Source organism: Skermanella sp., assembly GCF_059503625.1.
This window is the reverse complement of sequence record NZ_JCACHA010000700.1, coordinates 1-11,631: the sequence shown is the minus strand read 5'-3', so window position 1 is coordinate 11,631 and position 11,631 is coordinate 1. Positions and strand designations below refer to the sequence as shown.

At 64.8% G+C, this 11,631-nt stretch carries 13 protein-coding genes; 6 read left to right on the top strand and 7 right to left on the bottom strand.

The features are described 5' to 3' along the window. Both AC5JJ6_RS23255 and AC5JJ6_RS23250 read left to right on the top strand, forming a co-directional pair. The coding region (locus AC5JJ6_RS23255) for a hypothetical protein (RefSeq protein WP_496044332.1) at positions 1-210 on the top strand (210 nt) is incomplete at its 5' end. After that, positions 207-497, top strand: coding sequence for a type II toxin-antitoxin system RelE/ParE family toxin (locus AC5JJ6_RS23250; RefSeq protein WP_496044331.1), 291 nt, complete (start codon positions 207-209; stop codon positions 495-497). The genes AC5JJ6_RS23255 and AC5JJ6_RS23250, both read left to right, overlap by 4 nt. 65 nt (positions 498-562) lie before the next feature. Here AC5JJ6_RS23250 and AC5JJ6_RS23245 read toward each other — a convergent pair whose 3' ends face one another. The 7 genes from AC5JJ6_RS23245 to AC5JJ6_RS23215 form a co-directional block, all read right to left on the bottom strand. Further along, complete coding sequence (locus AC5JJ6_RS23245; RefSeq protein WP_496044330.1) at positions 563-1,222, bottom strand: NapC/NirT family cytochrome c; 660 nt, start codon at positions 1,220-1,222, stop codon at positions 563-565. After that, the gene (locus AC5JJ6_RS23240; RefSeq protein WP_496044329.1) at positions 1,219-1,707 is read right to left on the bottom strand and encodes a nitrate reductase cytochrome c-type subunit; all 489 of its coding nucleotides are present in this window, start codon (positions 1,705-1,707) and stop codon (positions 1,219-1,221) included. Before AC5JJ6_RS23240 ends, AC5JJ6_RS23245 begins: the two co-directional genes overlap by 4 nt. A gap of 14 nt (positions 1,708-1,721) precedes the next feature. Continuing rightward, a complete protein-coding gene (gene napA / locus AC5JJ6_RS23235; protein ID WP_496044328.1) occupies positions 1,722-4,214 on the bottom strand; it encodes a periplasmic nitrate reductase subunit alpha in 2,493 nt (830 codons plus the stop codon). A gap of 39 nt (positions 4,215-4,253) precedes the next feature. Further along, on the bottom strand, positions 4,254-4,565 hold the full coding sequence (locus AC5JJ6_RS23230; RefSeq protein ID WP_496044327.1) for a chaperone NapD: 312 nt from the start codon (positions 4,563-4,565) through the stop codon (positions 4,254-4,256). Continuing rightward, the gene (napF, locus tag AC5JJ6_RS23225; protein WP_496044326.1) at positions 4,555-5,067 is read right to left on the bottom strand and encodes a ferredoxin-type protein NapF; all 513 of its coding nucleotides are present in this window, start codon (positions 5,065-5,067) and stop codon (positions 4,555-4,557) included. Before napF ends, AC5JJ6_RS23230 begins: the two co-directional genes overlap by 11 nt. A 20-nt stretch (positions 5,068-5,087) precedes the next feature. Then, positions 5,088-5,273: a periplasmic nitrate reductase, NapE protein gene (gene napE, locus AC5JJ6_RS23220; RefSeq protein WP_496044325.1), complete on the bottom strand. Its 186-nt coding sequence runs from the start codon at positions 5,271-5,273 to the stop codon at positions 5,088-5,090. A 511-nt stretch (positions 5,274-5,784) separates the two neighbouring features. Next, positions 5,785-6,690 (bottom strand): LysR family transcriptional regulator, encoded by a 906-nt coding sequence (locus AC5JJ6_RS23215; protein WP_496044324.1) that lies wholly within the window; start codon positions 6,688-6,690, stop codon positions 5,785-5,787. 196 nt (positions 6,691-6,886) lie between these two features. Here AC5JJ6_RS23215 and AC5JJ6_RS23210 point away from each other — a divergent pair, with 196 nt between their 5' ends. The 4 genes from AC5JJ6_RS23210 to AC5JJ6_RS23195 are packed head-to-tail and all read left to right on the top strand — an operon-like array spanning position 6,887 to position 11,541. After that, complete coding sequence (locus AC5JJ6_RS23210; RefSeq protein WP_496044323.1) at positions 6,887-8,038, top strand: acyl-CoA dehydrogenase family protein; 1,152 nt, start codon at positions 6,887-6,889, stop codon at positions 8,036-8,038. After that, complete coding sequence (locus AC5JJ6_RS23205) at positions 8,035-9,096, top strand: enoyl-CoA hydratase/isomerase family protein (RefSeq protein ID WP_496044322.1); 1,062 nt, start codon at positions 8,035-8,037, stop codon at positions 9,094-9,096. Before AC5JJ6_RS23210 ends, AC5JJ6_RS23205 begins: the two co-directional genes overlap by 4 nt. A gap of 33 nt (positions 9,097-9,129) precedes the next feature. Then, entirely contained in the window at positions 9,130-10,023 is an 894-nt protein-coding gene (mmsB, locus tag AC5JJ6_RS23200) for a 3-hydroxyisobutyrate dehydrogenase (protein WP_496044321.1), read from the top strand. An 18-nt stretch (positions 10,024-10,041) separates the two neighbouring features. Then, entirely contained in the window at positions 10,042-11,541 is a 1,500-nt protein-coding gene (locus AC5JJ6_RS23195) for an aldehyde dehydrogenase family protein (protein ID WP_496044320.1), read from the top strand. The last annotated feature ends 90 nt before the right edge of the window (positions 11,542-11,631 follow it).

The following is an 11,631-nucleotide window of genomic DNA, read 5'->3' as shown; positions in this document are numbered from 1 at the left end:
ACGGGCGCGCAGTTGCTGCGCGATTTTATGCGCGACTACGTTGGCCGTCAGCGGGACGAGCAAGGACATGATCCATGGTTCCGCCGTCAGGTGCAGGCAGGCATCGAAGATGCCGCTGCTGGCAGGGTCGTATCCGCAGATGAGGTAAATGCGACCTTCGCAGCGCGGCGAGCCGAAACTTTGCGCAGACTTGACGGCGCGAAATCTTGAAACTGACTTGGACCAGGACTGCCATAGCCGACCGACATAGGATTTACGATCATATCGAAGCCGATAATCCACGGGCCGCAGTGAATTTGGACAATGCGTTTGAAGATAAAGCCAGCCAGTTATTGCAATACATGAATATCGGCCGCCTTGGCCGTGTTTCAGGCACTCGCGAACTGGTAATCCCAGGAACGCAATATTTGATGATTTACCGCTATGACAAATCGTCGGTCATCATCTTGCGCATACTCCATGGCGCTCAGCAATGGCCTGATGCCAGAGGGAGCTGAAATTTGACCGATGATTTCCGACATCTCTGCCGGAAATCACCAGTCAATCTTGAATGCTAACGCCGCTACTTCACCTCTCCCGCCAGCCAGTGCCCGATCATACCCTTCTCGGAACTAACCTCGCTCCAGCCGGGCTGGACGCCGTCCATGTTAGGCAGTTGGTGGGCGATGCCCTTGTGGCAGTCGATGCAGGTGCGCTCGCCCGTGAACAGGTAGCGCTCGTGGACGCGGGCGGCTCGGGCGCCCTGTTTGGTGATGTCCATCGACTCGGTCGAGTGGCAGTTGCGGCATTCGAGCGAGTTGTTGGCCTTGAGCCGCGCCCATTCATGTTCGGCCAGCTCGCGGCGCATCGCCACGAACTTGTCGCGGGTGTTGATGGTGCCGAAGATCTTGCCCCAGACTTCCTTCGACGCCTGCATCTTGCGGGCGATCTTATCGGTCCATTCATGGGGGACGTGACAGTCGGGACAGGTCGCGCGGACGCCGGATCGGTTGGTGAAATGGATGGTCTGCTTCAGCTCCTCGTAGACGTTGGTGTTCATCTCGTGGCAGCCGATGCAGAAAGACTCCCGGTTGGTCGCTTCAAGCGCCGTGTTGAATCCGCCCCAGAAGATGACGCCGGCGGCGAAGCCGCCGAGCGTCAGGAAGCCGAGGCTGAGATACCGGCTGGGGCTTGAGAGCGTGCGCCAGGGGCGCAGCAGGAACTCGGGCAGCTTGAGTCTCATTGCTCGGCGCCTCCGGAAGACGGGCGGCTGATCATGCTGTCGATGGTCTGGAAGGTATTGGGCACCAGCGGCTGGGCCGTGGTCTGCGGCACGTGGCACTGCATGCAGAAATACCGGCGCGGCGACACGGCGCCCAGCGTCTGGCCTTCCCGGTCCAGGTAATGGGTGATGCTGATCATCGGGGCCTGGACCGCTTCCGTGTATTGGCGGCTATGGCAGGTCAGGCAGCGGTTGGTGTTCAGGTTCAGTTGATAGTCCCGGACATTGTGCGGGATGACCGGTGGCTGTTCCGGGTAGTTGCGGGCGACGCGGCGGTCGTCGGTGACGTCGGCCGGGATCTGCGGCGGAGTCGTCTCGTCGGTGAACTGGACCGGCGGGCGGAACGGCGAGTCGATCTTGACGCTGCCGGTGTTCTGGGCGGACAGGAGCGCGGGGACCAGCAGACAGGGCAGCGCCGCGAGAAATGCTAGGTGGTAGAGACGCATGGCTTTGCCCTTCCCTATGCCGTGACGATCTTGACGGCGCATTTCTTGAAGTCCGTCTGCTTGCTGATGGGATCGGTCGCGTCCAGCGTGACCTTGTTGATCAGGCGGGCGCTGTCGAACCAGGGAACGAAGACGACGCCGCGCGGCGGCTTGTTGCGGCCACGCGTTTCCACGCGGGTCAGCATTTCGCCGCGCCTGGACATCACCTTGACCTCCGATCCGCGCCGAAGTCCCCTGTCCTTGGCGTCGTCCGGGTGCATGTAGACCAGCGCCATCGGCATCGCCTTGTAGAGTTCGGGGACGCGCATGGTCATGGAGCCGGAATGCCAGTGCTCCAGCACGCGGCCGGTGACCAGCCACAGGTCGAATTCCTGGTCGGGGGACTCCGCCGCCGGCTCGTAGGGGAAGGCGAAGATGTTGGCCTTGCCGTCCGGGTTGCCGTAGAACTTAAGCCCTTCGCCGGCCTTGACATAGGGGTCCAGGCCTTCGCGGTAGCGCCACAGGGTTTCCTTGCCCTCGACCACCGGCCAGCGCAGGCCGCGCACCTCGTGGTACATGTCGAACGGCGCCAGATCGTGGCCGTGTCCCCGTCCGAAGGCGGCGTATTCCTCGAACAGGCCTTTCTGCGGATAGAAGCCGAAGGCCTTGGCTTCGTGGTTCTCGTATTCCGGGTTGGTTTCCGACACGGGGAAACGGTCCACGGCGCCGTTGCGAAACAGCACGTCGAACAGCGTCTTGCCGCGATACTGGGGATTGGCATCCAGCGTTTCCTTGGTCCAGACCTCATCAGTCGTGAACCGCTTGGAGAACTCCATCAGCTGCCACAGGTCGGAGCGCGATTCGCCGGGCGCGTTGACGAGCTGGTGCCAGAAATGGGTGCGCCGCTCGGCGTTGCCGTAGGCGCCTTCCTTCTCGACCCACATGGCCGCCGGCAGGATCAGGTCGGCCGCCGCCGCCGTGACGGTCGGATAGGCGTCGGAGACGACGATGAAGTTGGCCGGGTTCCTGTAGCCGGGCCATGTCTCGTTATCGCAGTTCGGCGCCGCCTGGAGGTTGTTGTTGACCATGATCCAGAAGGCGTTGAGCTTGCCGTCCTTGAGCATCCGGTCCATCTGGACCGCGTGATAGCCGATCTTGCCGGGCAGCAGGCCGTGCGGAAGCTTCCAGATTTCCTCCGCGTGTTCGCGGTGGACCGGGTTGGCGACCTGCATGTCGGCGGGCAGCCGGTGGGCGAAGGTCCCGACTTCGCGCGCGGTGCCGCAGGCCGAGGGCTGGCCGGTCAGCGAGAACGGGCTGTTGCCCGGCTCCGAGATCTTTCCTGTCAGCAGGTGGATGTTGTAGACCATGTGGTTGGCCCAGACGCCGCGGACGTGCTGGTTGAAACCCATGGTCCAGAGCGACATGACCTTGGTCTTGGGGTCGGCGTAGAGTTCCGCCAATGCTACCAGCCGTTCCTTGGGAACGCCGCTCAGCTCGGACGCCTTCTCCACCGTGTAGTCGCTGACGAACTTTGCGAACTGGTCGAAGTCTATCGGCGTGCTGTCGGCGGGAGCCTTGGCGTTGGCGGCGCGCGTTTCCAGCACGTGTTCCGGACGGAGGCCGTAGCCGATGTCCTTCTGGCCCAGGCGGAAGCTGCAATGCTTGGCGATGAAGTCCTGGTTCACCCGGCCGGTCTGGATGATGTGGTTCGCGATGAAGTTCAGGATCGCCAGGTCGGTGCCCGGCTTGAAGATCATCGGGATGTCGGCCAGCTCGAAGCTGCGGTGCTCGAAGGTCGAAAGGACACTGACCTTGACGTGGGGGGCGGAGAGACGGCGGTCGGTGATCCGGGTCCACAGGATCGGATGCATCTCCGCCATGTTGGAACCCCAAAGCACGAAGGCGTCGGCGTGCTCGATGTCGTCGTAGCAGCCCATCGGCTCGTCCATGCCGAAGGTGCGGATGAACGAAACGGCTGCCGAGGCCATGCAATGGCGGGCGTTGGGATCGAGGTTGTTGGTGCGGAAACCGGCGCGCATCAGCTTGGTGGCGGCGTAGCCTTCCCAGATCGTCCACTGGCCGGAGCCGAACATCCCGACCGCGTCGGGTCCCTTCTCCTTGATGACGCGTTTCCACTGGCTGGCCATCTCGTCGAAGGCCCGGTCCCAGGAAACGGGCTGGAACTCGCCCTCCTTATGGTACTTGCCGTCGCGCATGCGCAGCAGCGGCGTGGTCAGGCGGTCTTCCCCGTACATGATCTTGGACAGGAAGTAGCCCTTGACGCAGTTGAGGCCCCGGTTGACCTCCGCCTTGATGTCGCCGTGGGTGGCGACGACGCGGTTGTCCTTGGTCGCGACCATCACGCCGCAGCCTGTGCCGCAGAACCGGCACGGCGCCTTGGACCACTTGAGCTTGGCGTCCTGCCCGGCGACCATGGACGACTGCGCGAGAGCCGGGACGCTGATGCCGCCCGCTGCGGCTGCGGCGGCCACGGCCTGCGCCTTGATGAAATCCCGACGATCCAACATGGGTTGGTCCCCTGTTCCCTAAAAATCGGCTGTGAAAGTTCAGATGGAGGCCGGCGCCGCTTCGTGTTCGGCGGGCTCGACTTGATGGAAGACCAGGACGGCGGACAGGACGCCGTCGAGCAGGTGCATCGCGGTCATGCGGTCGGCGATGAAGCCCTCGTGCGGCCCCTCGACCGTGACCACCAGCTTGCTTTCCTGGCCGAGGTGAATTTCCACGCCTTCCATGGCGAGGATGGCGGCGTGGACCGCCTCTCTCATCGCGGGTTGGAAATGCACGAGCAGCGAGGCGATGTGCAGTTCGCCATGCCGCGGAATCCGCTTTTCCGTCTCAGACCTTGACTTAGGCGGCATGTCCGTCTCCCGCGTGCAACTGGATGGTGATCGCCCCGACCGGGCAGATGGATACGCAGGCGCCGCATCCGGTGCAGGCGTGCCCGTCGACAACGACGCGGGCGACGCCGCCGGGGGCGAGCGCGAAGCGGATGGCGGACTGGTCGCAGGCGTCCTGGCAGCTGCGGCAGGTGATCCCCTGGGCCGAGAGGCAGGAAGCGCCGGCCGCCGCGACGGCGTTCCACGGATTGCCGGCGATGTCGCCGAACACCGGTGCCGGGCAGGCATCGGCGCAGGCGCCGCAGAACGTGCATTCGCCCTTCCGGAAGTCGATCTCCGGAAAGCCGCCGTCACCGGCGGCGACGATGCCTTCCGGACAGGCTTCCCCGCACTTCCCGCAGCGGATGCACAGGGAGGTGAAGCCGTTCTGGGCGGACCAGGGAGGACGGATGGCCGTCGGCGAGGGGCGTGCGCGTCCGCGCAACAGGCCCCGCCGCCGGAGATCCACGGTATCGCAGGTCATGGGGCGTCACCGATCCGCGATCAGACGGCCGGCGGTCCGGGAGGGCCCATGACCGCCTGAAACATCCAGACGATGAACCCGTAGCCGCCGACGACCGCGACCGCCAGTATCGGCCAGATCGCGAAGGCGAGCACGAGGAACATGGTGATTTCCCGACGCTTGGCCCCAGCATCCGCAGGGGCCTTGAACCTGGACGCATACGCCATGTCGTCGGATGATCCTGGGGAGGATTCTGGGCGGTTCGGACGCATGATGACTCTTCCGCATTCCGGGAGGGCACAGCCCCACAGGTGAGTTCGAATGGACTTATTTGTTGGTAGGCGGGGTTGCCTGGGAAAAAATTGACTTAGATCAAATCGTTGGTCGTTAAGGACCCGATTTACTCACCATTCGCCATTCCCGGCAAGAAAAATTTGGTCTCTTGATAAATATCAAGCGGCGCATTTATCGATGATATTATTGATTGGGTGATTATTACTGCCGGATTTCTTGATCGGTGATGTTTGGAAGCGGCTTGCAGCCGCTGTAGAGCGCGCAGTGCCAGCGGCATCGAAGCCGACTGGTGAGTTCCGGCCAATCCTCTATGCGGTCGGTATCTTAACCAGGAGCCGAAGAGTTCGACCGGCGGTCGGCAAGTGTTGGGCCGTGGCCCAACAAACACCGCCCAAACAGGTCAATGTCTTCGGCCCCTGGTATTATGCCGCACGATACACCGCCTCACCCTGCCTTCTGCGACAGGAAATCCCCCCGCGCCTTATAAACGGCGTCCACGATGAAGTCCGCCGTGGCGCTGATGCGGGCAAGCCGGCGCAGATCCTCGTGGATGATGAGCCAGAACGACCGCGTCAGCATCACCTCGTCCGGCAGGACCGGCACGAGCTGCGCTTCCGCCTTGGCGATGAAATACGGCAGGATGCACAGCCCGGCCCCGGCCACCGTCGCCTTGAGCTGGGCTATCAGGTTGGTGCTCTTCAACTGCGGATCGATCGTTCCGACGGCGTTCAGGTAGTCCAGCTCAGGCGCGTAGAGCAGGTCGTCGATGTAGCCGACGAACTTGTGCTTGGCCAGATCGCCGGGGTCGCGGATCTCGGGCGCCGTCTCCAGGTAGGTCCGCGACGCGTAGAGCTTCAGGTGATAGTCCGTCAGCTTCCGCGCCGACAGCCGGCCTTCCTGCGGCCGGGCGAGGCCGATGGCGATGTCGGCCTCGCGCTTCGACAGGCTGAAGATTCGCGGCATCGCGATCAGCTGGACCTCCAGCGCCGGGTGCTGGCGGCACAGGTCACCGATCCGGGGTGCTAAAAAGTAACTGCCGAAGCCGTCCGGCGAGCCGATCCGCACGGCGCCCGAGACCGACATGTTGGAATTCGCCAGCTCGGCATAGGCCGCCAGCGCCGTACTCTCCATGCTCTCGGCCAGCGGCAGCAGCCGCTCGCCCTGGGCCGTCAGGGTGTAGCCGGTCGGGTGCCGCTCGAACAGGCGGACATGCATGGCCTCCTCCAGCGAGACCAGCCGGCGGCTGACGGTCGCGTGGTCGGCCCCCAGCGACCGCGCCGCCGTGGTCAGTTTTCCGGTGCGGGCAACGGCCAGGAAGGACTTCAGATCGTTCCAGTTGAAATCGCCCATGATCGGTGGCTCACTTCGTCGCGACGGCGGTGCGGGCCGTCCTGCAATGCTGTTGACACTTGCGGAACATAGCGCGGAAGGACCATAGGTGTGTGTTTTTCCGCCCATCCGGTGCGCGATTAATCAGATACCTGAGCGCGAATGCGTATGGGAGAAGATGATCCGCGCAAACAAGATAAAATAGGGAGCCGCCGACTTGTCCCAGGAACTGACCGAGGATCAACGCGCGATCCGCGAAATGGCGCTCGGTTTCGCCGCCGACGCGCTGGAGCCCAAGGCCGTCGAGTGGGATGAAAAGAAGCACTTCCCCGTCGATGTCCTGCGCGAGGCGGCGGCCCTCGGCATGGCCGGCATCTATGTCGCCGAGGATGTCGGCGGCTCCGCCCTGTCCAGACTGGACGCCGTCCTGATCTTCGAGGCGCTGGCCCAGGGCTGCCCGACCGTGTCGGCCTATCTGTCGATCCACAACATGGCCGCGTCCATGATCGACCGCTTCGGCAACGAGGAGCAGCGCCAGTCCTGGCTGCCCAAGCTCTGCACGATGGAATACCTCGCCAGCTACTGCCTGACCGAAGCCGGCGCCGGGTCGGACGCGGCGGCGCTGAAGACCAGGGCTGATCTGGACGGCGACCACTACGTCGTCAACGGGGCGAAGCAATTCATCTCCGGCGCCGGCGCCTCCCATCTTTATGTGACGATGGTCCGGACCGGCGGCGACGGCCCCGGCGGCATCTCGACGCTGGTGATCCCCGCCGATTCGCCCGGCCTGTCGTTCGGCGCGAACGAGCGCAAGATGGGCTGGAACGCCCAGCCGACCCGCGCCGTGCTGTTCGACGATGTCCGGGTCCCCGTGGCAAACCGGCTCGGCAACGAGGGCGACGGCTTCAAGTTCGCGATGGCGGGGCTTGACGGCGGCCGGATCAATATCGGCGCCTGCTCCCTCGGCGGCGCGCAGGCGGCGCTGGACAAGGCCGTCCGCTACATGGGCGAGCGCAAGGCGTTCAACCGCTCGCTCGACCAGTTCCAGGCTCTCCAGTTCCGCGTCGCCGACATGGCGACCGAACTGGAAGCCGCCCGCTCGCTGCTGTACCGGGCAGCCGCCAAGCTGGACGCCAAGGCGCCGGACGCCACCGCCTTCTGCGCCATGGCGAAGCGGTTCGCCACCGACACCGGTTATGGCGTAGCCGACGCAGCCTTGCAACTCCATGGCGGCTACGGCTATCTCGCCGACTACGGGATCGAGAAGATCGTCCGGGACCTCCGCGTCCATCAGATCCTGGAAGGCACGAATGAGATCATGCGCCTGATCGTGTCCAGAACAGTATTCAGTGAAGGAAACCGCTCATGACCGATACCGCCGCCACTCTCGAAGACCTGATCGTCCGCCGCGAGGGTGCAGCCGGCCGGATCACCGTGAACCGGCCGAAGGCGCTGAACTCGCTGACGCTCGACATGGTCCATAGCTTCACCAAAGCACTCGACGGCTGGAAGAACGACGATGCGGTCAGCGTGATCGTGATCGACGGCGCCGGGACGCGCGGGCTGTGCGCCGGCGGCGATATCCGCGCCCTGCTGGACAGCGGGTCGCGCAACGACGGCATGGCCGAGACGTTCTGGCGCGACGAGTACAAGCTGAACGCCGCCATCGGCAGCTACCCGAAGCCGGTGGTCGCCTTCATGGACGGCATCGTGATGGGCGGCGGCGTCGGCATTTCGGCCCATGCATCGTGCCGCATCGTCACCGAGAAGACCATGCTGGCGATGCCGGAAGTCGGCATCGGCCTGCTGCCCGATGTCGGCGGCACTTGGCTGCTATCGCACGCTCCCGGAGAGCTTGGAACCTACCTCGCCCTGACCGGCAGCCGCATCGGCGGCGCCGACGCGATCCTCGCCGGGCTGGCCGACTACTTCGTCCAATCCGAACGGCTGCCCGAACTGGCGAAGGCGCTTGCCGAAACCGTCGATGTCGAGGCCGTCGTGAAGTCGTTCGCCGTCGATCCCGGCCCGGCCCCGCTGGCGGAAAAGGCCGCCGCCATCGACGTGATGTTCGGCCACGACACCGTCGAGCGGATACTTGAGACCGCCCGCACCTCCGGCGACGACTGGGCGGTCAAGACAGCCGCCGAGGTCGAGGCCAAGTCTCCCACCAGCCTGAAGGTCACGCTGGCAGCCTTGCGTGGCGCCAGCACCCTGGACAGCCTGGAAGACTGCCTGACGGTGGAGTTCCGCATCATCTCCCGGATGTTCGATGCGCCGGACTTCCGCGAAGGTGTCCGCGCCGCCGTGATCGACAAGGATCAGTCGCCGCGCTGGCAGCCAGCATCCCTTTCCGAAGTGTCGGAAGCCGCAGTCTCCGCCCACTTCGCCCCGCTCGGCCCCAGGGAACTGGGCCTGATCCCAGCATAAGACCGGCATAAAAAATCAAGACGAGGAACGACCATGAGCGTTGTTGGATTTATCGGGCTCGGCAATATGGGCGGGCCGATGGCGGCCAACCTTTCCAAGGCCGGCCATGAGATCAAGGGCTTCGACGTCAGCGCCGCCGCCATCGAGGCCGCCGGCAAGGCGGGCATCGCCTGTGTCGCCTCCGCCGTCGCGGTGGCTGAGGGGGCCGACGCCGTCATCACCATGCTGCCGAGCGGCCAGCATGTCCGCGACGTCTATCTCGGCGCCGACGGCCTGATCGCTTCGGCGCGTCCCGGCACGCTGTTCATCGACAGCTCGACCATCGACGTGGAAACGGCCCGACAGGTCGGCGGCGCCGCGGCGGAAGCCGGGATGGAGTTCCTCGACGCGCCGGTATCCGGCGGCGTCGGCGGCGCTGCCGCCGGCACGCTGACCTTCATGGCTGGCGGCACGGCGGAAAGCTTCGAGCGGGCCAAGCCTCTGCTGGAGAAGATGGGCGGCAAGATCGTCCATTGCGGCGATGCCGGCGCCGGACAGGCGGCGAAGATCTGCAACAACATGATCCTCGGCATCTCGATGATCGGCGTCTGCGAGGCCTTCGCCCTGGCCGAAAAGCTCGGCCTGTCGCACCAGTCGCTGTTCGACGTCGCTTCGACCTCCTCCGGCCAGTGCTGGTCGCTGAACAGCTACTGCCCGGTCCCCGGCCCGGTGCCCAACAGCCCGGCCAACCGCGACTACCAGCCCGGTTTTGCGACATCCCTGATGCTGAAGGACCTCAAGCTGTCCCAAGCCGCGTCTCAAGCCGCCGGCGCTTCGACCCCGATGGGCGGTCTGGCGGCGCAGCTCTACAGCCTGCACGCCGGTAACGGTCAGGCCGGCGCCGACTTCTCCAGCATCATCAAGCTCCTGCGCGGCACCGCCAGTTAATAAAGAGGGCTCTTTCCGATGACTTTAGTCGATACCAGCATCCAGACCGATCCCTTCGCCCTGGCGCGCGACCTCAGCGGCAAGCACTTCTACGCCGGCGAGATGCGCCCGAGCCTGTCGGGAAAGACCTTCCCCGTCATCAACCCCGCGACCGGCGAAACGATAGCCGAAGCCGCCTTCGGCGAAGCAGCCGATATCGACGCCGCCGTCCAGGCGGCCGCCACAGCCCAGAAGGCGTGGAAGAAGGTCGGCGCCCGCGACCGGGGCAAGCTGGTGGTCAAGTGCGGCCAGATCCTGGCCGAGCACGCCGACGAACTGGCCCGGCTGATCGCACTGGAGACCGGCAAGGCGCTCCGCACCGAAAGCCGGGTCGAGGCCTCCGTCCTGGCCGACGCCTTCACCTTCTTCGGCGGCCTCGGTTCCGAACTGAAGGGCGAGACCGTCCCGTTCAGCCCGACGATCATGACCATGACGGTGCGCGAGCCGATCGGCATCGTCGGCGCCATCCTGCCGTGGAACGTGCCGCTGCTGCTGATGGCGCTGAAGATCGCCCCCGCCCTGGTCGCCGGCAACGCCGTGATCGTCAAGTCGGCGGAAGAAGCGCCCCTGACCGTCCTGCGCGTCATCCAGCTCATGAACACGGTGATGCCGTCGGGGCTGGTCAACATCCTGTCCGGCTACGGGCCGGAATGCGGCGCTCCGCTGGTCTCGCACCCCAAGGTCGGCAAGGTGACCTTCACCGGCTCGGTCGAGACCGGCAAGATCGTCTACAAGGCGGCGGCGGACAAGCTGATCCCCGTCACGCTGGAACTGGGCGGCAAGAGCCCCATGATCGTCATGGCGGACGCCGACCTCGACCGCGCCGTGGCCGGAGCCATCGCCGGCATGCGCTTCACCCGCCAGGGTCAGAGCTGCACCGCCGCGTCCCGCATCTTCGTCCACGACAGCTTGCACGACGCCTTCGTGGAAAAGCTGAAGGCCAAGGTCGACGCCATGAAGATGGGCGACCCGCTGGACGAGGCGACCGATATCGGCACCATCGTCTCGCCCCAGCAGATGGACCGCGTCCAAGGCTATATCGCCATCGGCAAGAAGACCCCTGGGGCAGTCGCCCACGCCTGCTCGGCGATGCCGACCGACCCGAAGCTGGCCAAGGGCCTGTTCGTCCAGCCGCATATCTTCACCGGCCTCACCAACGACAGCCAGCTCGCCCGCGAGGAAATCTTCGGCCCGGTCTGCTGCATCATCCGCTGGACCGACTACGAGCAGGTGATCGCCGACGCCAACGACAGCGAGTACGGCCTAGCCGCCACCGTCTGGACCAACAACCTGCACAAGGCGATGGACGCCGTGAACCGGCTGGAAGCCGGCTTCGTGCAGGTCAACCAGAACCTCGTCGTCCAGCCGAACCTCAGCTACGGCGGCGTCAAGGCGTCCGGCCTGGGCAAGGAAGCGTCGCTGGAGTCGATGCTGGAGCACTTCACGCATAAGAAGACGATCATGATCAACATGGCGTAATAAGGCCCACCAGTAAATTCGTAGGTCCGTCTAACGCGAAGCGGCAGCCGACATAGACGCGCCTGCTTGTCGGCTGCCGCTTCGCTTTAG

Excerpts from the sequence above, each read along its gene's own strand:
- AC5JJ6_RS23215 (WP_496044324.1), bottom strand. The coding sequence starts at position 6,690 with ATGGGCGATTTCAACTGGAACGATCTGAAGTCCTTCCTGGCCGTTGCC.
- napE (WP_496044325.1), bottom strand. The coding sequence starts at position 5,273 with ATGGCGTATGCGTCCAGGTTCAAGGCCCCTGCGGATGCTGGGGCCAAG.
- AC5JJ6_RS23205 (WP_496044322.1), top strand. The coding sequence starts at position 8,035 with ATGACCGATACCGCCGCCACTCTCGAAGACCTGATCGTCCGCCGCGAG.
- napA (WP_496044328.1), bottom strand. The coding sequence starts at position 4,214 with ATGTTGGATCGTCGGGATTTCATCAAGGCGCAGGCCGTGGCCGCCGCA.
- napF (WP_496044326.1), bottom strand. The coding sequence starts at position 5,067 with ATGACCTGCGATACCGTGGATCTCCGGCGGCGGGGCCTGTTGCGCGGA.
- AC5JJ6_RS23230 (WP_496044327.1), bottom strand. The coding sequence starts at position 4,565 with ATGCCGCCTAAGTCAAGGTCTGAGACGGAAAAGCGGATTCCGCGGCAT.
- AC5JJ6_RS23245 (WP_496044330.1), bottom strand. The coding sequence starts at position 1,222 with ATGAGACTCAAGCTGCCCGAGTTCCTGCTGCGCCCCTGGCGCACGCTC.
- AC5JJ6_RS23195 (WP_496044320.1), top strand. The coding sequence starts at position 10,042 with ATGACTTTAGTCGATACCAGCATCCAGACCGATCCCTTCGCCCTGGCG.
- AC5JJ6_RS23240 (WP_496044329.1), bottom strand. The coding sequence starts at position 1,707 with ATGCGTCTCTACCACCTAGCATTTCTCGCGGCGCTGCCCTGTCTGCTG.
- mmsB (WP_496044321.1), top strand. The coding sequence starts at position 9,130 with ATGAGCGTTGTTGGATTTATCGGGCTCGGCAATATGGGCGGGCCGATG.